We start from the raw sequence: 22,113 nt of genomic DNA, 5'->3' as shown, positions 1-22,113 counted from the left end.
GCTCACAAGAGTGCTACAGAGGCAGCATACCCTGCCAGGGTAATGGATTGATTCGAGTTCCGTTGTGCCCTATGCAAAGCTCACCCGGTAGACGGCTCGCGGCTCCAGCCTGCATCGCACGGTTCGCTCGTTGACCCGCTCTAATTGCGGATTTCCCGCGCCCGCAATATGGTCAATCCGCTGTCCTGCCGGCGCGCGCAGCGTGAACATTCCTCCCGCATCCGCGCGCAGATTTGCATGCGCGGCACGCCCACTCTGCCATTGAAGATCCACTTGCAGCGCGCCGCGCGCACGAAGGCCTTTGACTTCGCCCTGCTGCCATGCTGTTGGAAGCGCCGGCAGAAACTCGATGAATCCTGCATGGCTCTGCAGCAGCATCTCGGCCATCGCGGCCGTCGCGCCAAAGTTGCCATCGATCTGAAAGATGCTCTTTCCCTTGCCTGCCGGATGCGTATCGAGCAGCGTGGAATTGGTGCTGTGCTTCATCAGCATCTCCAGAGACTCCCACGCCTTGTCGCCATCCTTCAAGCGCGCCCAGAAGGCGATGGCCCATGCGCGGCTCCAGCCCGTGTATGCGCCACCATGTGCAAGCCGCCGCTCAAGAGAGATACGCGCTGCCTGCGCGAACTCCGGGTCGAGGTCCGGCGTGATCTCCGCGCCCGGATAGAGCGGATACATGTGCGACATGTGTCTCTGACCTGGCTCACTCTCCTCAAAATCCACGCTCCACTCCTGCAGCTGGCCGTACCGTCCCACTTTGTATGGGACCAGTCGCGCGCGAGCTGTCTGAAGCCTCGCTGCAAACTCCGCGTCGATGCCGAGCTCTTTTGCAGAGGCAATGCAGTTGGCGAAAAGCTCGCGGATCAGCGCCATGTCCATTGTGCATCCTGCGCTGGTATTTGCGGACTTGCCATCCGGAGCCAGGAACGAGTTCTCCGTGGAAAACGATGGGCAGGTTGTCAGATGCCCGCTGCCATCCTCAATCAACCATGTCAGGTAAAACTCCGCGGAAGACTTCATGATTGGATAAGCGCGCGTGCGAAGAAATTCGCGGTTGCCGGTAAACAGGTAGTGCTCATAGAGGTGCGCGCACAGCCACGGGCCGCTCATCTGCCAGTTGGCCCATGTTGGCTGGCCCACGCCCATGCCGACCGGATTGGCCGTACGCCAGATATCAATGTTGTGGTGTGAAACCCAGCCGGGCAGACCATAGGTCTCTTCCGCTGCGCGACGGCCAGTCTGGCTGAGGCCCTGCATCAGCTCAAAGAGCGGCTCCGCGCAATCGCTCAGGTTGCAGCTTTCCGCCGGCCAGTAGTTCATTTGGATATTGATGTTGGAGGTCCAGTTGCAACTCCACGGCGCTTCCACCTGAAAGTTCCAGATACCCTGCAGATTCGCAGGCTGCGAGCCGGGCCGCGAGCTGGCGATAAGCAGGTAGCGGCCATATTGAAAGTAAAGCGCAAGCAGCGATGGATCGGGCGTATCTGCAAAGTCTTTCAGCCGCTCATCGGTGGGTAAGGTCGCTGTCGCTGTGCCGGAACCAAGATTCAACGCGACGCGATGGAAGAGCTTTCGATAATCAGCCTGGTGCCGCTCAAGCAGCGCATCGTAACTGCTCTTCAGTGCTGTATCCAACTGCTTGGCCGCATTTTGCCTCACTGTTTCCAGTGGCAGATTCGGATTCTGGTCGAAGCCGCGAAAGCCCGTTGCCGCGGTCAGCGTCACGATCAAAGCCGTTGCGCCTTCCACGCGCAGGCGCCCGGCTTCCGCATGAATTCTGCCTCCTTCCGCGCGCGCCTCAGCAGCTACAGCAAAGTACATTCCTTCGCCCACTGCATCAGAGAAGCCAGGTCCTTTCTCACTGTCAGGATGTCCCGCGCCCGGCACATGACTCGCCGCTTTGCCTTCCAGCATCAGCCGGCCTTCTGTAGTGCCCTGCGCGGATTCGGTCACCTTGTGCATCAGCGCGCCATCCATCCACAGCGTTGCGTTCAGCGCTCCGGGACTGCTCGCAGTCAAGCGCAGCACAATCGTCTGGTCCGGCGCAGATGCAAAGACCGCGCGCTCAAACTGCACGCTGCCCGCGCTATAACTCGTTCGCACCATCGCGGCGTCCAGATCCAGCTCGCGACGATAATTGCTCACCGTCTCCGCATGCACGCAATCCACATGCAGCAATCCAGCCGGCTGATACCCCTCGCCGAATAGTCCCTGCAGGTCATGGCACAGCTTGTCCGCCAGGTGATAATCCTGCTGCTCAAGAACTGCCTTGCGAATCCCCGGCAGCGCTTCCTTTGCATTGAGCTTGTTTCCGTCGAACGGACGCCCGGACCACAACGTATCCTCGTTGAGCGCCAGCGTTTCCTTTGCGGGGTCGACTTCAACCGCTCCATCCGCGCAATCGGCCATCGTTCCCTTGGCAGGCTCCGGACTGACTGCGCCGCCGCCAAAGACCATCGCTCCAAGGCGCCCGTTGCCAATGGGAAGCGCCTCCACCCATTGCGTAGCGGGCTGACGATACCAGAGCTTGAGAGCAGTATTCTGCGTCTGTTCCGGCTCCGCTGCGTGCAGGTTTTTTCTTAACGCCAGCGCTCCAGCGGCAGCAGGAGCAGAAGTTAGAAAACGGCGGCGTGATATGGATTGCATGATTCCGCACTTCCTGTGAGGTTGTGTTGTGGTTGCTTGCAAGACGTGCACAGGCAGCATATCGCGCCGGACTTATGGCTGGCTCAACTTGCCTGCCTCCAGAAACTCCCGCACGCGGCGCGACACCTCCGCCGCATCGCAATTCATGATCAGGTGGGCGCAGCTTCCATGCGAAATGTATGTCGGAGCGCCCAGCGCTGCGGCCCATTCAAGCGCGGGCCCTGGGTTCACCAGATGATCTTCCGCGGACACGATGATCAGAAAGCGCGCCGTGGTGGCGTGCGCCGCTTCAGCAGGGGTGCGCTTGCCGATCACATCATGGCGGACGACGGCTTTCAGTTGCGCCACACGGTCGTTGGCATCGATTGGCTGCTGCGCCTCCGTGGTTTGCACAAATTCCTCGAAATGCTCACGCGGTGTTTGCTGGTTGCGAAACTCGGGCGTGGTCACCGTGAGTGCGCCAAAGAGATTGGCCAGTTTCAACGCCGGTTGCTGAGTGTAGCGGCCACTGTGAAAATCAGGGTCGGCATAAATCGTGCCCAGCATGATCTCCTTCACCTGCAGGTCATAGCTGGTCAGGCGTGGCGTGCCCAGAATCGGAACTGCCAGATCGAAGAAGCCCGGATACGCCGCGGCCCATGCGAAGGTCTGCTCGCCACCCATGGAGAGCCCCACCACGGCGTGCAGATGTTTCAAGCCCAGCGTTTCCGTCACCACGCGATACTCGGCGTTAACTATGTCGTGCATGGTGATGGCCGGAAAATCCACTCCATGCTGTGTCTCACTGTTCGAGGGCGAAGAGGAAACTCCGTCCGCAAAAGCGTCGATAGCAATGCCGAAGAATTTTTTCGTGTCGACGAGATGACTTGCTGAGCTTCCATCGCCGAAAAGTCCCGCCAGATCGACGCTTTTGCCATAAAGCCATGTGGGCATCAGCACAGCATTGTCGCGCGCGGCATTCAGGTGCCCAAACGTCCGGTAGCCCACGCGGCAGTGTTCAATCGTCTGCCCGCTTTCAAGCGCGCAGCGGCCTAGATCGGCAAATTGCTGTGCGCCATCTTGTTGTGCTTCTGCGCGCGTCTGCTGCGCGTGCATCGCCGCAGCCTGCATCATTGCCAGGCACATAAACAATGCAGCCATGCTTGGTTTCCAATTGGACCGGATTTTACACAACTGGATTTTATGCGACAAGATTCGATGCATTTAGGATGAGTCTTACGTTTTCCTTATAAAGATACAAGCCTTGAATACGAGCGTGCATTTACAATTCTGGCAGCCTGGAACGCTGATTCCGGCTTCACGCAAAAATTCCAGATATTCTTCGGCCCCGGTGATATGGGGCTCTTAGCGGCCTATGACTGCGCCGGAACGGCACGGAGGCGCATTTTTCTGTTGAGTTGGATTCTTGTAGATGGTTGAGTTAATTGCGCTGTACCTGGCAGGGCTGAGTTTCTTTTTTACCGGTATAGCCGGCATCTCAGACAATTTGCGGCAGTTGAGCGGGCAGCGCTTCCGAAATCTGCTGGCGCGGACAACCCGTGGGCAACTGCGCGCGGGGCTGCTCGGTGTAGTGGCAGGCTCCGTGACGCAGAGCACCTCCGTGGTCGCGTTCATACTGTCGGGCATGGTGTCGAGCGGATTGCTGCCGCTGAGCCGGGCACTTGTCGTGCTTTCCTGCGCCAACATTGGCACAGCGGCGCTTGTGTTGATTGCCGCAGTGGATCTGCATCTGCCGATCCTGATGTTGATCGGCATTTGCGGCATGATCCTGGCGTTCAAGCTGCTCGGCAGGTGGAAGCCGTGGATTGCCGGACTGCTTTCAATCGGGCTTGTCTTTTTCGGGCTGGACATGATGAAGCAGGCCTTCAGGCCGCTGGCAGGATCGCCTGGACTGATGATTGCTGCCCGCTTTTTTGATCGATGGCCAGACGCTGCCTTTGTTGTGGGCCTCCTGATGCGTAGCCTGATTCACTCCTCGGCAGGCTGCGCTGCCATCATTATTACGGTCGAGAAAGTTGGGCTGCGCACCGAGTTTCCGGCGCTGATGGCAATTGCGGGCCTGGGGATGGGCGCGGCAATCGCAATGTTCTTTCTCACCAGCACACTGCGCGGCATTCCCCGTCAGATTGCCTGGTATCAGATTTTTTCAAATGCCATTGCGGCCATGCTCCTGGGCGCACTGCTGCTCATCGAACGCGAGTCGAGCTTGCCGCTGTTGCAGGCAGTCTTCGCAAAACTCTCGCCCACGCTGCCGGGGCAGATTGCCCTGATGTTTCTCACGCTGAATTTGACGATCGCAGCGGTAGGCATTGCCGGGTTGAAGTGGGCTCCGGAATGGCTGGCAAAAATTTCACCGGCAACCCCGGAGCAAAGCCTGTCGCAACCGATGTATCTGCAACCGGAGGCACTGCGTTCTCCTGAGACCACGCCAGAACTGGTGGCACTGGAGCAGATGCGAATCTTTGTCGCTCTAAGGCGTTATCTGGATATCGTGCGCGGTCGCGAAAGCGTGACGCTGAAGTCTCTGCATGGCGCAGCCAGCGTGCTGGAAAACGAGATTACAAGCTTTCTTGCAGCGCTGGTGAAACAGTCCATTGCAACGGATCTTGCGGCACGGGTGATTTCGTTTCAGCACAAAGAAGAGATGCTCCGGGCGCTGGATGAAAATGTCTTTCTGTTCGCGGAGACGCTGCAACATTACAGCGGGAACGATCTTGCCATGACGCTTCTGGAAGCGCTCGACACGATTCTTATCATGGCCAACGATGCGCTTACGACGCGCGATTCTGTACGCATCGACTTACTCATACGCGTGACGGATGATCGCGGCAGCATGATGGAAGAAACCCGCAATCGGGTGTATGCAGACTATGCCGAAAAGACAAAGGAGATCGCCGCACTGCACTATGCCACTAGGCTCTTTGAGCGCAATATATGGCTGTTGCGGCAACTTGCCTTATGGCTTCGCGTAGATGCGCGAGTGGCGGCTTGATCTTTTACGCGACAGCTATGGCTGAAAGTCGAGAATCGACTTTTCAGAAAACTTCAATGTTGGATTGCCCTTGCCTTCAAGGTCAAAGATAACGACGCTGTTGCGTCCTCGCTTCAAAAATGGCGCAGGCAGATACAGCGCGCCTTGCGGGCCGATCTTCCAGAATCGCCCCAGCGGCGTGCCATTTACCCACACCATGCCTTTGCCGAACGGGCGCGTGTCAATAAACGTGTCTGCGGGCTGATCAACGTTGAAGCTTGCTTCGTAAAAGCACGCGCCCTCACACGGCTTTTCTGCAAATGGCAGCTTGCTGGTCAGCTGCATCGGCAATGAATAAATCGACCAATGTGCCAGCGCTTTGCCGCCCAGCGTCGCATCATGCGTAATTCCGGTCCATTCCATCGGAAACTCATGCCCGAAGTTTACGCGGCCAGCATTTTCAACCAAAATGTCGAGCTGCGCATGATCGTGCGGGATTGTGAGCGCGAGCGTGTCCTGCGCGAGTCGCTGATCAAGCGTGCCAATCAGCTTGCCATCGAGATACACCTGCGCATAGTGGTGAAGTGCATCCAGTTTCAGTTCGCCTGACTGTGCAGCATCGACCGTCGTGCGGTAGAGAATGTATCCATGGCTCTGGCCCAGTGCCTCCATCGGCTGTACCTGGTCTGATAATTCCGGCTTTGGCAAAGTCGCAAATAGCGCTGACGAGCGTGTGAACTCGACCGATGCATACACACGAGACCTAATCCGTGCAGGAGGCGAAGGCGGCACAACGCCCGTTGCCTTCGCAATCACTTCGCGGAAGAGTTCATACTTCGGTGTCAATTCGCCGCTCTCGCTCACCGGTGCATCGTAGTCATAGCTGGTCACAGTTGGCTGATATTTCTTGCCGTCCATGTTTGCGCCGTTCATCCAACCAAAACTTGTGCCACCGTGAAACATATACAGATTCACGCTGAAGCCTTGCTCCAGCATCCACTTCAGCTCGTCAGCCTCGGTCTTTGCGCTCTCCGTATGATGGTGCTCGCCCCAGTGATCGAACCATCCGGCCCAGTACTCGCCGCACATGCGCGGCCCAGCCTGCCTGAACTTTTCAAGCTTTGCAAACTCTTCCTTCGCGCTGCCTGTACCGAAGTTAATGACCGCGGGAAGCCCCTGCAGCGTGCCATTCGGAAGTTCATCGGCGCCGTCCGCCGTGTACAGCATGGACTTCGTAAATCCCGCACCGATCAGCGCCTGGTGAATCTGCTCCATGTACGCATGATCTGATCCAAAGCTGCCGTATTCGTTCTCCACCTGCGTTGCAATGATCGGTCCGCCGTTGCCGCTCTGCAACGGTGCAAGCTCCTGGCCCAGTCGATGCAGCCATCGCGTCGCGGGTTCGATGAATGCGGGATCGGAGGTCCGCACCTTGATCTTCGGATTCTTCAAGAGCCATGCAGGATAGCCGCCGAACTCCCACTCTGCGCACACATATGGCCCAGGCCGCAGAATTACGTACAGCCCTTCCTGCTGCGCCTCGCGGATAAACTCCGCCACATCGTTCTGCCCGCTGAAGTCGTACTTGCCCGGCTCAGGCTCATGCAGATTCCAGAAGACGTAGGTCTCCACGGTATTCAGCCCCATCGCCTTCGCCTTCTTCAGACGGTCGCGCCAGTACGCGCGCGGCACACGGGCATAATGAATTGCGCCGGAGATGATCTGAAACCGTTTGCCATCCAGCTCGAAGTGATCGCCGACGACACGCAAAATATGATCCGACGGTGTGCCCTGCGCGCGAAGAATAACAGCGCCGACGAGCAGCACCAACGCAATAACAATTCCAATCTTCTTCATCACTGCGGCAGCGCCTCCAGTGTCAGCACCTGGAATGGTTCCAACTGAAAAGTATGCGGTTGGCCCGCGCGTAATTCCATCGCGGGCGTTGCAGCATCTGCGGCCCACGGGCTGTGCGCCTTGTAGCCGCGCGTCGCGCCTGCAGGCAGTTCAAATATCTGCTCCACATTGAGTGTAATCGTCTGCGGTTTGTCGCTCGGATTGCGCAGCGTCAAAATCCCCTTCGCCGCCGACCATGAAGCCCATCCATATACCTGCAGCCAGCGCGGATCGCCGCCCACCCAGTGGGTGTCTTTGAGTGTCGCCGCATTCGTGCGCGACCATTTCGCACTCTCTGCCAGCACATTCCAGTTCGCATCGCTCAATAGCTTCGGAGTAATGTACAGCTCCTGCAGTTGCGTGCCAGTGCCAAAATAGCTGCGAACTTCATTCGCAAAGTCATTGCCCGGATCGGTCGAGAGATGCGGTGCCTTCTGTGCATACACAATGCCGTGCAGCATCAGCGAGTTCAGCGGATAGAGCGGCCCTCGCTTGACCACTTCGTCATATACATCCGCATCGCGATATGTGATCCATTTTTCGCGCCATGTTCCCACGCCCTCATGCTCCGTGTCATCTCCGCCACGCCAGATCGAGTCCGCATACATCAGCCAGAAAGGCGAGGGATAGGTGCCCGTCGTCAGATTGATATAGATATCGGGCTTCAGTTGCCGCAGGTCGCCGATCAGATGAATCGCCGCGTCAAAGTCGCTTGAAAACTGGCTTCCCGCAATCACCCGGTCTGCATTGCCAGTGCCGTCCAGCTTGAACTGGTTGATCCCGTACTTTGTCACCAGCTCCGTCACCGCTTCGTGGAAGCGTGCGTAGTATTTCGGACCCGAGAGCGCAAGCAAACCACCGGCGAGCTCATAGCCGTCACGTTTCGCCGTGGCCACACGCTCATCTTTTGGTTTGTCATAACCGCCCCACGGCGAAAGCCAGATTCCCGGCGCAGTGCCGTACTCCGCAGCGGCCTCTTTGAGCGGCGTAAACCCATCCTTGAAGTCCGCGCGGATGCGCCACAGATCGTTGTGATCGTCCCAGCCATCGTCAAATAGATACGAGTCCAGCGTCACACCGCGTTTCTTGTTCAGCTCGTCGCCAATCTCGTGAATCCGCGTCAGAGCATCCTGCTGCGTGTACGGAGTAAAAAAGCCAATATCAAACCAGCTGTTGTAATGCAGGAAGGTGCGATACGGGTGTGCGCGCTCGCGCTCAATGTAGGCAAGAAAATCGCGCCGCAGCTGGCCCTTGCGCGCAATGCCAATGACCGCGGAGTATGTCGCGGTCTGATGCGCTCCCAGCGGCACCGCAATCGACAGCACACTTACACCGCGATCGCGCACGACGCTCGATTCGCTCAGCGGATGCTCGAAGCCGAGGAAAAAATCCGCCTTGTCCTCGCTTGCCACCAGCGGCGAGCCATTCACTGTCCCATCAACTTCCATGCCCGGCGCGTGCGCATCAATCAGCCGCACTCCCGTAATGTTTACCGGCTTGTCGCCCGCAGTAATCGTCAGCGACTGGCGCACATAATTCGATCCCTCGCGCAGAATCACCGACCAGACCGCATGAAACTCTCCTTGCGGGTCGGCAAGCTGATAGTGCACCGCTACTCCGGGCACGCGGTCGGAGAATCGCGAAGCCCCGGGCTCAGGCTTCAGTTGCTCTACGCTCGGCTCGCCTTCTGGAGTCAGCTCTGCCGCATTCAGCACGCCGCGATTTTTGATCGAAATCGCAAACGGGCTCTCCAGCACAATCGCGCTCTGTTCCCCACGCACGGTCAATGCAGCGGGCCGATTGCCTTGGGCTTGCCATTCGGCGACAATTCCTGCGTTCCGGATGCTGCCGCCGTTCGCGGCAAGCTTCGCCGTCTGCGACAGCGCGCAGTGAGTGGAAAACGTTGCCACAATACACAGGGCAAAAATACGCGGCGACCGATGGATCACCTGATACTCCTCTTCGCGTAAATTGATTGCAATTGTACCCAGTTACGCTTGATAAATCTCTATGGTCTACAGCGCACAGTTGACCTCTGTCCCTTGTCGCTCATCAGGGCCGCCACTTTTTAAGAAAGGCAGCGATCCCCTCCTGTCTGTAAGGAGCGAAAACATCTTCGGCCATGTGTCAGGTTGCTGCACAATCTCGCGCTGAGTATGCACTGCTTCGTGCTGTGCATGTCTGGCAGCTTGTTCAGCGAGCAATGCGGGCAAAGGATCCATCACGTAGCCTCTGGCAAACCACCTGGAACATCGGACGCAAAAATCCAACGAGCCTGTTGATATCTTACGAATGATTACGTTTGCATGCAAGATATGAAAGTAAATGGACTTTTCATTCGGCCGGCCTACCCAAAATACATGCGCGACTGTTCACAAACGTAATCTTCCGGCTGGAATTGCGTCCCTGCGGGCAATTACAATACCGGCTCGTGCATCCAACTGAAACAAGTGTTTTTGCGAGCTGACACAAAGTGCTAAGCGAAGAACGACAGCGAGCTATTCTTGAGATTCTCGGTCGGGAGGGCCGCGTTCTAGTCGTGGAGCTGGCTCAGCGCTTTCACACATCACAGGTTACGATTCGCAAGGATCTTGAAACCCTTCACGCCAAGGGGCATGTTTACAGGACCCACGGCGGCGCACTGACCGCCCGGGGCAATGTGCTCGAAGATCCCAGCCTGCTCGACAAGGAAAAACTTCATCGCGAAGAGAAGAGCGCTATTGCGGCTGAGGCAGTCAAACTGGTCTCCGAAGCTCAGGTTGTCATTCTCGATTCCGGCACTACTACCACTGCCATCGCCCGCGCCCTCCGGAACTTTCAAAATCTCACCGTCATTACCAATGCGGTCAACATCGCCGTTGAGCTTTCCGGCACCAATATCGAAGTCATTCTCACTGGCGGAAATGTGCGGAAGAATTCCTTCTCGCAGGTCGGCCCGCTCGCCGAAGAGACACTCCGCAAGCTCAGCGCCGACATCTTTTTTCTGGGTGTTGACGGCTTCGATGTCAACTTCGGTCTATCTACGCCCAACTTGCTCGAGGCGCGCGTCAATCGCGCCATGATGGACGTGGCACGCCGGACAGTCGCCGTCTGCGACTCCAGCAAATTCGGCAAGCGCAGCCTCTCGCTTCTCTGCCCCACGGTCTCGCTGCATCATGTCATCACCGATCGCGGTATCTGCAAGACTGATCTCGCCGCTCTCCGCAAAGCCGGCATCGAAGTCACAGTCTGTTAAACACCGAAGCATGCCCGTGCGTACGGCTTCAGCGCACACTGGCTTGCATGCAGCACCAACTCCAGCGGCTCATTCTTCAGCTTCCTCTCGCGCACCGCCGCATACTGCACCGGCAAATACGCACTCAGTAAGGTTTCAGGAATTGTGCGCGCGGAGAGGTTGGCAATCAGCTTATCCGCCGCGTGCTGCACCGCCGGCACCGTCCAGTAGTAGCGAAGCCGGTCGCTGTAGCTGAAGGTCCGCAACAGCCGCTGCTCCGCTGCCGTGCCGTGGTAGTGGCCCTTCCAGTTGGCCGGCGCTTCCAGCATCGCCTCTTCCAGCACTCGCGGAAGGTTAGACCGTTCCGCTTCGGGCAGCAGCTCGTCTTCTATCCGGGCCAGCGCAAAGAATGCCTCACGCATGGCAAATGTCACCGCCGGCCCTACCTTCAGAATCGCAAAGCCATCATTCACCAAATGACGGTACGCTTCCGGCCGCTGATAATCGCTCGAATGCGCCTCAAAGACCAGCGGCTCATGTGCATCGAGCCACTTCGTCAATGCTGCTGTCTTTTCGTGAACGTAGTCATGCACGGTGTCGTGGTTAAACTCCACACCCGGCTGAACCACCATCGCAATCACGCGTTGCGATGCAATTGCGAGTCCATGCGTAGCAAAGATCTCGTGATGGATTGCAAGCGTCCTCTCCGCATCTTCAACTGATGTGACCTGCAGCGAATCCAACTCCTCTGTCGCTCCACCCGGAACAGGCACTTCGGTTCCCACCACGTACAACAGCTCGCCTGCATTCGGCGCAGCCGCCTCAGCCACAGCGCATAGCCGCGCCGATCGCTCCGCCACAATCTCCGGCGGCAGCGCAGCGGGATCACCCGCGCACGCCATGCTCGCGTCCAGATGCAGCTTCGTAAAGCCCTCCGCCGCGTACCCGGCAATCATCTCTTCAGCCAGCTTCATGGCCTCTTCCGCAGGCTTTGTACGCCATGGATTCGGCCCGAGATGATCGCCGCCAAGAATGATCTGCTCCACAGAAAATTGCTCTTCTTCCGCCAGCCGTTGCACCAGTTGGCGAAAATCTCCCGGCCGCATTCCCGTGTAGCCGCCAAACTGGTTCACCTGATTTGAGGTCGCCTCCAGCAGCACCGGTGAGCCGTCCTCGCGCGCCTGCCGCAGCGCCGCGCGTATCGCCAGTGGATGCGCCGTGCACACTGAATAAATTCCCCGCGCAGCGTTAGGATTTTTCCGCTCTTTTAGCAGCGCTTTCAAAATCTCCGACATTGTTGATCCTTCTCCTATCGTTTCAGCAGCTTTAACGCATTTTCTCTATAGACCTTGCGCAGCACATCATCCGGCAGAAAGATCCCGCAGATATTCCACCGCCCCTGCCGCGAAGCATGCGAGGGATATTCAAAGTATTCATCCGCCGTCTCCAGAAACCGGAAGTAGAGCCGATACATCTCGTCCTCGGGCAGCAGGTCGGTGCCAAAGACAATCCGATCGGCATACTTTAGAAAAAACTTTCGCGCGCTATACGGCTGCCGCCCCAGCTCCGGCGTACGCGCGCTGATATCGACCATCAGATTCGGCAGCGCATCCAGCTGCTTGCCAAGCCATTGCAAATCCTCGCTGCATTCCGCGCAATGCGCGCCCACAAACGTCACGTCCGGGTGCCGAGCAATAACGCGATTTCTCTGCTCTATCAGCTCGCGCTTCGTCACCGGCACATCCTGAAAGCCCCACTCCGGATGCGCCGCCAGCTCCTCGTATCGCTCGTTGTAAGCGTCAATCGGCTGAAAAAATGCCGTCGGATCCGCCGTATGAAACATGACGGGCAGTTTCCATTCGCCACACGCCGCAAAGATCGGCGCAAAACGCTCATCGTCAATTCGCAGCAGCTTGCCGTCGTCGTCGCGCACCGTAAGCCCAAAGTCCTTCCAGAACTTGATCCCAACCGCGCCGTGGTCCATCATCCGCTGAATGCGATCCAGCGTCTTCTGTACAAAATCGGCGCTCGTCACATCGCTCCAGTCCATCCATCCGATCGAAGAGAACCTTTCAGGCGACGCGCGGTGAAAACGATCCATCATATCCAGCGCATCCTGGCCGGTCTTCATCGTGATGTTCACAACCCGTTCCAAGCCGCACCGGTCCATAATTCCCAGCACCTCGCGTGGCTCCGTCGAGTCGAGATGATTGTGATAATCGATTGCCGGAAACTTCGGCTTCTCCACCGCAGTTATCGCGGTCGTCAGCGCCGGCCGCGGCTGAAAACTGCTCAGCGGCAGGTCTACTTCAACCTTTGCGCTCACCATATCTACAAACTTGTCCTGCATTGAAAAACTCCTTATCGCCCTCCGAACCAAGTCGCCTCAAGATAAGGCAATCGGGTCGCTCCTCTCCCCGGCAGCGGGTTAATTGCATTTTATTACGATTTCTTTCGAATTATTGACGTAGATTCTGGTGTCCACCTACACTTAAATCGGAATACAGTCGCCACCCACAGCATGAAAAAGCTAGATATTGCCATCGCCGGAGAGATCAACCTCGACCTCATTCTCTACGGCCTTCCCACGGAGCTGCCGGTCGAGCGCGAGTTGCTGGCCAGCGATTTTCAGTTGACACTCGGCAGCTCTTCCGCCATCCTGGCGCACAATCTTGCCGTGCTTGGCGCACAGGTCGGCTTCATCACGCGCGTCGGTATAAACCCCGCGGCAGACTCGCTCGGCTCCATTGCCCTTGACCGCCTCAACGAGTCCGGCGTCGATCTGTCGCATGTCACGCGCTCCAACGGCTCGGCAACCACCGGCGTAACCATCATTCTGCCGCACGGAGCCACGCGTCGCATGTTCACTTATCCCGGCGTCATGGCTGAGATGTCGCGTGCCGATCTCGACTACGAATATCTTGCCTCAGCCCGCCACTTCCATCTCTCGTCGCTCTTCCTGCATCGCGGGCTTGAAAAAGATCTTCCTCAACTCTTCCGCGATCTCAAGCGCGACGGCCTCACCATCTCGCTCGACACCAACGACGATCCCGAAGACCGATGGGAAGGCGTGCTGCATGAGCTTCTCGATTACGTTGATATCCTTCTGCCTAACGAAAATGAAATCCTCAAAATCGCACGCCGCAATAATCTTGATGAAGCCCTCACCGCGCTCTCGGCAAAAGTGCCTGCCATCGCTGTGAAATGCGGCAAAAGCGGCGCAGTGGTACAGGTCGAGAACAAGCGCATCGTCGTTCCGGGCGTCACTGTCACTCCCGTTGATACCATCGGCGCCGGTGATAGCTTCAATTCAGGCTTCCTCTTCGCATTCCTACGCGGCGCAAGCTACGAGGAAGCAGCGCGCGTAGGCAACATCACCGGCGCGCTTTCCACGCTCCGCCCCGGCGGCACAGAAGCCTTCCGCGATGCCGCACTCCGCGACCAGTTCCTGCACGAGCACAACTTCGCGGGCCTTACTACGAAGTCGTAATCGCCGCAATCGCCCCGCGTACCACGGCGTACGCATCGCCCTCAGGCCGCTCCGCATAGCGATTGGTCCGCTTCGCCCAGCTCTCATGCACTGCAAACCAGTCAATCGTGTTTGCCGGCTCATTCTTCTCAATCGCCGTCTGAAGAGAGTCAAAGTACAGCTTCCAGCGCTCCGCATAAAACTCCAGCAGCCCATTCCACTCGCGGTTAGCATAGTCATGAATATTCGTAGGCGCAGACGCCGCCGGACCCCACTCCACCAGCAGGCTGCGTGCATCAAACTCGAACTCATGCTGTTCCGCAGTTGTCTTTCCGGCAGCCCGCGCCGCTGCCAGCCACGGGCCGAACAGAAATGCCTCATCCGTGCCGACAATTTTATTTAACAGTGCAATCTTCTCCATCCACTGCGCCGTCAGCTCGCGGAACTTCGCCGCGTCCTTCGCCGTGTACGCAGCCTGTATCTTCGGCAGCATAACGCGGCTCTGATCTGCCAGCGTCTGCCGCGCCACATCCACCAGGTCATAGCGATACGCTGAGCTCGCACGCAGCTCAGCCCGTACATCGAGCAGCGGCCCAATCGCTTTCGCAAAGGCCGCAAGATCGTATCGCGCTTCATGCGGGCTGAACGAAGCGCCGGAGTTGGCCGTCAGGCTGGGCTGCGTTGAAAAAAGATTGTCGTGCGATTCACTCCACTCGCCGGCCTTTTCGTCATACGCCGTCGCGCGCAGCACCTCCCATGCACGCGCCGCATTTGCATCGCGCCCGCCGTAGCGATACGCCGCCCAATCCGCAAACCACTTCGGCAGATCCAACTGTTCATGTCGCCATGCCATCTCCGTCAGCAGCGCAAAGGCCGCAGGATTATTGCAGCTCGCCTCCGGCATCACCGCAATCCCCTGCAGCTTGCTTCCCGCTTTTGCAAGCTGCAGAAAGTAGCGTTCGTTCCACACGCCCGCATTCGCGCCAATCGCCGTGTGCCCACCAAAGTTCCAGATGCTGCCAAACGCATACGGCGTCGAGTCCCACTCAGTCTCGCGGTCCTTGTACGCAAAGCGTTCGGATTGGCCATCCAGAATCAGCACCTTGCTCTTGTCGCGAATTCCCGCCAGCAGCTCATGCTTCGGATTGCTCTGCCATCCCAGAATCGCCCACGTCGCCCCTGGATGGGCCCGCTCAAGCGCTGCCGCAATCGCATCAGCCACGCGTCCCAGATCCACGCCACCCTGCTTGCCGCCTTCATGCAGTGGATCCATCTTGAACATCGTGGAAGGCCCCAGCACTCGCTCCTGCGCGCGATAAAACTCTTCCGCCACGCGCGCAAAAATCTCGCTCGTGGGGTTCAGCCAATCGGGCCGCTTCAATCCCAGCCAATCGCCCTGCGGAATCACATTCGCGCCTGCATTCTTCGCGGCAAAATTATCCGGGACCATACCGTAATAGCCGGGAAACACAGGCACCATGCCCAGCTCGCGCAGCCGCCGCGTGATCTTTGCGCCAAGCTCCGCGCGCGCATCAATCAAATGCTGCGGCACTGTTGGCCCAACCCAGCCTGAAAGATTCTGCAGCAGCCACCACGGCTGATGCGCCGGTGTCGGAAACCAGGCCCGCAATTCCTCATCCGTGTAGCCAAACTTGCGAAAGGTCTGCTGATACACCGCCTCCGCGCCCATGTACACCAGCACTTCATTGATGCCGTGCAGCGCCAGCACGTCAATCATCCGCTCCCACTGCTCCCATCGCCAGTAAGGGCCGGTGTATCCATCGTTAGTGTCATTCAGCGCAAAGCGATGCGGCACGCTCGCTGTTTGCATAATCGGAGTCGCGGGTGCGGGCAGCATCTTAGGCAATCGGTTCAGGCAGTCGCCATTCCAGCTGATGCTCACGCCTGCCACATACTTCAGGTACCAGTTCACGCCCATCATCACGGCGGAAGGCGACGAGCCTTCGACAAGAATATTTCCCGTACTGCCGGAGATGTGAAAACTCTCTGCACCGGATTGCGCTGCGACTCGCAAATGAACCTGCTTCGCATATTCGCCGAGCAGCCTTTGCAGAGCCGCATTCAGCGCAGCAGTGCTCGCGGCGGCAGACGGCCCGCTCGTCAGTGCCGTCATGTGCAATGGCGCGGCAGCAGCCAGGGCCGCTGCGCCGGAGATCTCAAGAAAACGGCGGCGTGTATGGATACGATTTTTCATCCCTACAAGAATAGGCGTCGTACCATCCCGAAAATATTTCCCTGATCTGTGGAAATCTCGTGCGTAGAATTATGCCCGTTTGTGCTTTACTCATAATGAGCAGAGAAAAACGGCCCGAATCCAGCATGGATTTGGGCCGTTCTGTTTTTAGCTCTGGTTCACAAAAAAAGGAAAAAATTCTAATTTTTTTGGAAAAGTAACCACTTTTTTGAGACCTGTTATCGAAATAGTAAACGCACGAAATCGCTCACAAGCTTAGTAACTTCAATTACTTACCACGCACCCACTGCGGCTTGCGCTTTTCAAGGAAGGCTCGCACTCCTTCGCGAAAGTCGGGATGTTGTCTGGCTTCCGCATTCGCAGCAATCGCAGCCTCAATGCTGTGGTCGAGCGCCGGAAGACTCTGCGCCAGAAAGAGCGCCTTGGTCTGGCGCATCGCGGCAGAACTATTTGCAAGAAGCTCCTGCGCTAGCGCATGGGCCCGCGTCAGCAAGCTTGCAGGCTCAACAATCTCGTCCACAAGCCCTAGCGCATGTGACCGGTGAGCATCAAAAACGCGGCCTGAGAGCAAAAGACCCTTCGCCTGCTTCTCGCCAATCTGTATCGCAAGAAATGCCGAGACAATCGCCGGAATAAACCCGATGCGGACCTCGGTGTAACCAAACTTCGCCTCCGGCGCAGCCAGCGTAAAGTCGCAGAGCGTCGCCAATCCGGTGCCCCCGGCAATGGCAGGTCCGTTCACAGCGGCAATCGTTGGCGCTGGAAAGGTATAAAGAGTACGAAAGAGATGCGCAATCCGCCGCGCGTCCGCTTCCTGCTCCGCAGGAGAGCTCGCTGCAATCGTTTCGAGCGCCGTAAGATCCAGCCCCGCGCAGAAGGCCGCGCCCGCGCCGGTAAGAATCAATATCTCCACAGAGTCACGCGTCGACTCAAAGACGTCGATCAGTTCCTCGCGCATCTCAGGTGTCATTGCGTTGCGCCGCTCCGGCCTGTGCAGCGTTACCGTAAGAATGCCGTCGTCAGGTTGCTCCGTAAGCAGCGTCTTATAACGAGTCATAAGGAGTCCTCTGCAACATGGCTGTAGCGGTTGCCGAAATCTCGCGAGAGCGCAATCAGTTCCCCAAGCGGCTTAAGTTCAGGAAGCTCCGCGCCAAGCTGCGCCAGCTCGGCAAGCGCTGTCTCTGTGGCAATGTTGCCTACAAGATCATCCTGCGCAAAGGGGCAGCCGCCGAGTCCCGCGAGTGCCGTGTCAAACCTGCGGCATCCAGCCTGGTAGGCCGCGCGAATCTTTGCTGTTGCCTCATGCGGCCGCGCATGCAGATGCAGGCCAATTTCGACAGACGAGTCCATTTCCGCGCGAACTGCTGCAAAAAGTCCTGCGATCTTCTTGGGAGCCGCAACGCCGACCGTATCTGCAAGCGAAATCTGTCGCGCTCCCCGTGCGGTAAGCTCTCGGCACGCATCGAGAACAGCATCGATACTCCACGGATCATTGTATGGATTGCCAAAGGCCATCGATATATACACAACAAGGCTCAGCCCGGCCTGATTCGCCGCAGCCTGGATCGCCTGAAGTGTCGCCAGCGATCCATCCGGCGTCTGGTTCTGATTGCGATGCAGAAATTCAGCCGAGATGGAATGCGGAAAACCAAGCGTCGTAACCTTACCCGTGGCAATTGCACGCTCCGCACCCTTCGTATTGACCACAATGCCAATGATCTCCACACCTGGTGGAAGATCGAGTAGAGAAAGGACTTCTTCAGAATCCGCCATCTGCGGAACAGCGCGCGGCGAAACAAAGCTCGCAGCGTCAATGCGCGTAAATCCCGCTGCGATCAGCGCGCCCAGATACTCCGCCTTCGCCGCCGCAGGAATGACACCGGCCAATCCCTGCCACGCATCGCGCGGACACTCGACGAGTTGGATAGCATGGCTCATCAGATTTAGGTTTGAATTGCACCCGGATTGAACGCCGCAACATCCGGGTTCAGGCTGGCGGCTTCAAGCGCAGCAATCAGCGCAGCCCGCGTGTCAACAGGATCGATAATCGCATCTATCCACAGCCGCGCGGCTCCATATCGCGGATCGGCCTGCGCATCGTAGGTGTTCTTGATCTCGTCGTAAATCTGCTTGCGCTCTTCATCCGTGATCGCGTGACCACCGCGCTCCAGCTGCTTCACGCGCACTTCCACCAGCGTATTCGCTGCCGAAGCCCCGCTCATCACGGCGTAACGCGCCGTTGGCCACGCAAAGAGAAAACGTGGATCGTAGGCTTTCCCGCACATCGCGTAATGCCCCGCGCCGAAACTGCCGCCGAGGATGACAGAGATCTTCGGGACGACAGAATTGGAAACAGCCGCAACCATCTTTGCTCCAGCGCGAATAATGCCGCTCTGCTCCGCGTCGCGGCCCACCATAAAGCCATTCACGTCATGCAGAAAGATCAGCGGAATCAAACTCTGATTGCAGTCGAGAATAAAGCGCGCGGCTTTCTCCGCGCTCTCCGTATAAATGACGCCGCCAAACTCAGTGCGTCGATCACCACCCGCCGCGGTCGTAGTCTGGTGCTGCTTCTGGTTGCTCACAATGCCCACGGCATAGCCGCCAATGCGCGCATAGCCGCAGACCAGTGTGCGTCCATAACCTGTGCGGTACTCGTCGAACTCTGATCTGTCGACTAACCGCGCAATCACTTCATGTATGTCGTATGTATTAGTCCCGGAACGCGCCGGATCAGGATCGAGCAGACCGTACAAATCCTCTTCTACATACAGTGGCGCGTCTCTCTTCGGATTAAAAGCGATTGCATCAAACGGCGCTCTGCCGCGCGCGCCTAGCTTTCCTACCAGCGACCGCACACGTGTGATGCACGCCTCATCACTCGGCTCCTTGAAATCTACCGTGCCGGAGATCTCCGCATGCATTGTCGCTCCGCCGAGCTCTTCCGCGCCCACTTTCTGTCCAATCGCAGCCTGCACCAGCGCGGGCCCTGCGAGAAACAGTCCGCTGCCCTCGGTCATCAACACGGTATCCGTCATCACGGGCAGATACGCGCCGCCTGCCACACACATACCCATGATGGCCGTGATCTGCGGAATATTCTTTGCTGACATGACTGCGTTGTTGCGAAAGACACGCCCAAAATCATCCTGATCCGGAAAGACGTCCTCCTGCAGAGGAAGAAACACGCCGGAAGAATCGACAAGATAAATCGTCGGAATGCGATTCTCAAGCGCAATCGTCTGCGCGCGAATCACCTTCTTCGCCGTCATGGGAAAAAACGCGCCTGCCTTCACCGTGGCATCATTCGCAATCACCATCACGAGCCTGCCATGCACGCGCCCAAGGCCAGTGACAACGCCCGCAGCAGGCGCACCGCCCCACTCCGTATACATCTCGTACGCTGCATACAGGCCAAGCTCAAGAAAGGCCGTGTCGGGATCGAGCAACAGCGCAAGCCGCTCGCGCACCGTCAGCCGCTTCTTGGCATGTTGCGCGTCAATCGCCTTCGCGCCGCCGCCAATCCGAATAGTCTCCTGTTCGCTGCGCATCGCGCCGAGCAGCACAAGCAGAGCTTCGCGATTCTTCTCATAGCGCGCGGCTTTGGTATCCAGCTTTGATGGCAATGTATTGCTCATTCGTTCTCCGCGGCTATTTCAAAATCTCGCGCGCAATTACCATGCGCTGAATCTCGCTGGTGCCCTCGCCGATGGTGCACAATTTTACATCGCGGTAGAACTTCTCCGCCGGATAGTCCTTGATGAAGCCATAGCCGCCGTGAATCTGCACGCACTCGTCGCAGATGCGCACCGCAGCCTCGCTTGCAAACAGCTTCGCCATGGAAGATTCAAGCGTAACCTTTCGGCCCGCTGTCTTCATACGCGCGGCGCGAAGCGTCAGCTGGCGAGCAGCTTCCAATTGCGTAGCCATATCTGCAAGCTTGAACTGAATCGCCTGAAACTCCGCAATTGCCTTACCAAACTGCTTCCGCTCCTTTGCATACTTGCGCGCAGCATCGTAAGCACCATGTGCAATACCAAGCGCCAACGCGGCAATCGAAATGCGCCCGCCATCCAGCACGCGCATTGAGTCGATGAAGCCTTCGCCTTCCGCACCGATGCGGTTCTCGTCCGGCACAAAGCAGTCCTCAAAGATCAGTTCAGAAGTGTCAGAGGCCCGCAGGCCGAGCTTGTCTTCTTTTTTACCGGGCCGAAACCCCGGCGTGCCTTTTTCCACCAGGAAGGCTGTCAAGCCATGGCTCTTCTTTTCGCGATCCGTCACCGCGATCACCAGCGCGCAATCCGCTTTGCCGCCATTGGTGATGAAGGTCTTGCTGCCGTTCAGCACCCAGCCGTTATCGCGGCGCACTGCTGTGGTGCGCGCGCCCAGCGCGTCAGAGCCTGCGCCCGGCTCTGTCAGGCCCCATGATCCAAGCCATTCACCGGATGCCAGCCGCGTAACCCAGTGTTTGTGTTGCTCCGCATTGCCAGCAAGATAAAGATGATTCGTGCAGAGCGAATTATGCGCGGCCACAATAATGCCGATGGAACCATCCACGCGCGAAAGCTCCTCAATGGCAAGCACATACTCCACATACCCCATGCCGCTGCCGCCCAGCTCCGGCGGAAAGATCACGCCGAGCAGGCCCATCTGGCCAAGCTGCCGAACGATTTCAGTGGGAAAGGTCGAATGCTCATCCCACTCGCGCACATGCGGGGCAATCTCGCGTTCCGCAAAGCGGCGTATCTCGCGCCGCAATTCTTCCTGTTCTTCCGTTAGCTCAAACTCCGCGCTCGCGGTACTTACTGCCATGCGGAACTCCTTTTTATGACAACTCTGCTTTATCTTTAGATGCGCCTGGCTTCCACATCATGCGACCGCGAGTATCGCATCGCGAAGCAAGCTGAGGCAATCACCCGGAATGCAATTGGCTACTGTTTCTTCCCGTTGGTGTAACATGCTATTTTTCTCTGGCGTTATGGGAACGAATGATGAATAAACTCTGGCCCAGTGCGGCTGCGGCCCTTGAAGGCGTTGTGCGGGATGGAATGCTGCTGGCCGTTGGAGGCTTTGGCCTGTGCGGCATTCCGGAGGCGCTGATTGCTGCACTGCGCGATACCGGCGCACGCAACCTTGCCGTTGCCAGCAACAACGCCGGCGTAGATGGCTGGGGACTCGGGCTGCTGCTTGAAACGCGCCAGATTCGCAAGATGATTTCGAGCTACGTGGGCGAGAATGCCGAATTCGAGCGGCAGTTTCTGGCCAGCGAGCTCGAGGTGGAGTTCGTTCCGCAGGGCACGCTGGCCGAACGCATGCGTGCCGGCGGCGCCGGCATACCGGGCTTTTACACCCGCTCGGGCGTTGGCACGATGGTGGCTGAGGGCAAAGAGCACAAAGAGTTTGACGGGCACACCTACATTCTGGAGCGCGGAATGCAAGCGGACCTGGCACTCGTGAAGGCATGGAAGGCCGACCGGTTCGGCAACCTCATCTATCGCAAGACGGCACGGAATTTTAATCCGATGGCGGCTTCGTGCGGCAAAGTCACGATCGCGGAAGCAGAGATCATTGTAGAGCCGGGCGAGTTAGATCCGGATGAGATCCATACGCCGGGCATTTATGTGCAGCGCGTGGTGCATAACCCCGCGCCGGAAAAACGCATCGAGCGCCGGACAGTTCGGAATGCTTAAGAGGAGTTAAGG

Annotated in this window: 15 protein-coding genes; 4 read left to right on the top strand and 11 right to left on the bottom strand. The window is 57.8% G+C overall.

Annotation, left to right across the window (positions count from 1 at the left end; translation table 11 throughout):
• Positions 1-69 precede the first annotated feature (69 nt).
• Together VO84_RS09065 and VO84_RS09060 are read right to left on the bottom strand one after the other, a co-directional pair.
• On the bottom strand, positions 70-2,646 hold the full coding sequence (locus VO84_RS09065) for a glycoside hydrolase family 95 protein (protein ID WP_082661857.1): 2,577 nt from the start codon (positions 2,644-2,646) through the stop codon (positions 70-72).
• Between the two features lie 72 nt (positions 2,647-2,718).
• On the bottom strand, positions 2,719-3,786 hold the full coding sequence (locus tag VO84_RS09060) for an alpha/beta fold hydrolase (RefSeq protein WP_058187333.1): 1,068 nt from the start codon (positions 3,784-3,786) through the stop codon (positions 2,719-2,721).
• Positions 3,787-4,057: 271 nt separating this feature from the next.
• Here VO84_RS09060 and VO84_RS09055 point away from each other — a divergent pair, with 271 nt between their 5' ends.
• Complete coding sequence (locus VO84_RS09055) at positions 4,058-5,638, top strand: Na/Pi symporter (RefSeq protein WP_058187332.1); 1,581 nt, start codon at positions 4,058-4,060, stop codon at positions 5,636-5,638.
• A 15-nt stretch (positions 5,639-5,653) separates the two neighbouring features.
• Here VO84_RS09055 and VO84_RS09050 read toward each other — a convergent pair whose 3' ends face one another.
• Both VO84_RS09050 and VO84_RS09045 read right to left on the bottom strand, forming a co-directional pair.
• Positions 5,654-7,474 (bottom strand): glycoside hydrolase family 35 protein, encoded by a 1,821-nt coding sequence (locus tag VO84_RS09050; protein ID WP_058187331.1) that lies wholly within the window; start codon positions 7,472-7,474, stop codon positions 5,654-5,656.
• On the bottom strand, positions 7,474-9,423 hold the full coding sequence (locus tag VO84_RS09045) for an alpha-galactosidase (RefSeq protein WP_197413968.1): 1,950 nt from the start codon (positions 9,421-9,423) through the stop codon (positions 7,474-7,476). Before VO84_RS09045 ends, VO84_RS09050 begins: the two co-directional genes overlap by 1 nt.
• Positions 9,424-9,986: 563 nt before the next feature.
• On the opposite strand from VO84_RS09045, the gene VO84_RS09040 reads away from it, so the two are divergent.
• Positions 9,987-10,748, top strand: a complete 762-nt coding sequence (locus VO84_RS09040; protein WP_058187329.1) for a DeoR/GlpR family DNA-binding transcription regulator — start codon at positions 9,987-9,989, stop codon at positions 10,746-10,748.
• On the opposite strand, the gene VO84_RS09035 is transcribed toward VO84_RS09040, so the two are convergent.
• Both VO84_RS09035 and VO84_RS09030 read right to left on the bottom strand, forming a co-directional pair.
• Positions 10,745-12,022, bottom strand: coding sequence for a D-tagatose-bisphosphate aldolase, class II, non-catalytic subunit (locus VO84_RS09035; protein WP_058187328.1), 1,278 nt, complete (start codon positions 12,020-12,022; stop codon positions 10,745-10,747). The two genes, VO84_RS09040 and VO84_RS09035, sit on opposite strands and share 4 nt — an antisense overlap.
• Before the next feature lie 14 nt (positions 12,023-12,036).
• Complete coding sequence (locus tag VO84_RS09030; RefSeq protein WP_058187327.1) at positions 12,037-13,077, bottom strand: amidohydrolase family protein; 1,041 nt, start codon at positions 13,075-13,077, stop codon at positions 12,037-12,039.
• 171 nt (positions 13,078-13,248) lie between these two features.
• Between VO84_RS09030 and VO84_RS09025 the strand changes: the two genes are divergently transcribed.
• A complete protein-coding gene (locus VO84_RS09025; protein ID WP_058187326.1) occupies positions 13,249-14,217 on the top strand; it encodes a carbohydrate kinase family protein in 969 nt (322 codons plus the stop codon).
• Here VO84_RS09025 and VO84_RS09020 read toward each other — a convergent pair.
• From VO84_RS09020 to VO84_RS09000, 5 genes are all read right to left on the bottom strand, one after another.
• Complete coding sequence (locus VO84_RS09020) at positions 14,204-16,411, bottom strand: alpha-N-acetylglucosaminidase (RefSeq protein WP_058187325.1); 2,208 nt, start codon at positions 16,409-16,411, stop codon at positions 14,204-14,206. The two genes, VO84_RS09025 and VO84_RS09020, sit on opposite strands and share 14 nt — an antisense overlap.
• Positions 16,412-16,679: 268 nt before the next feature.
• Entirely contained in the window at positions 16,680-17,468 is a 789-nt protein-coding gene (locus VO84_RS09015; protein ID WP_058187324.1) for an enoyl-CoA hydratase/isomerase family protein, read from the bottom strand.
• Positions 17,465-18,349: a hydroxymethylglutaryl-CoA lyase gene (locus VO84_RS09010; protein WP_058187323.1), complete on the bottom strand. Its 885-nt coding sequence runs from the start codon at positions 18,347-18,349 to the stop codon at positions 17,465-17,467. Before VO84_RS09010 ends, VO84_RS09015 begins: the two co-directional genes overlap by 4 nt.
• A gap of 5 nt (positions 18,350-18,354) precedes the next feature.
• The gene (locus VO84_RS09005) at positions 18,355-20,049 is read right to left on the bottom strand and encodes an acyl-CoA carboxylase subunit beta (protein WP_058187322.1); all 1,695 of its coding nucleotides are present in this window, start codon (positions 20,047-20,049) and stop codon (positions 18,355-18,357) included.
• Between the two features lie 13 nt (positions 20,050-20,062).
• A complete protein-coding gene (locus VO84_RS09000) occupies positions 20,063-21,223 on the bottom strand; it encodes an acyl-CoA dehydrogenase (protein WP_058187321.1) in 1,161 nt (386 codons plus the stop codon).
• Between the two features lie 176 nt (positions 21,224-21,399).
• On the opposite strand from VO84_RS09000, the gene VO84_RS08995 reads away from it, so the two are divergent.
• Positions 21,400-22,101, top strand: a complete 702-nt coding sequence (locus tag VO84_RS08995) for a CoA transferase subunit A (RefSeq protein ID WP_408033306.1) — start codon at positions 21,400-21,402, stop codon at positions 22,099-22,101.
• The last annotated feature ends 12 nt before the right edge of the window (positions 22,102-22,113 follow it).

Source organism: Occallatibacter gabretensis (assembly GCF_001449115.1).
Classification (GTDB): domain Bacteria; phylum Acidobacteriota; class Terriglobia; order Terriglobales; family Acidobacteriaceae; genus Telmatobacter; species Telmatobacter gabretensis.
Note: the sequence above shows the minus strand (reverse complement) of the source record. Positions and strands in the feature narration are given on the sequence as shown.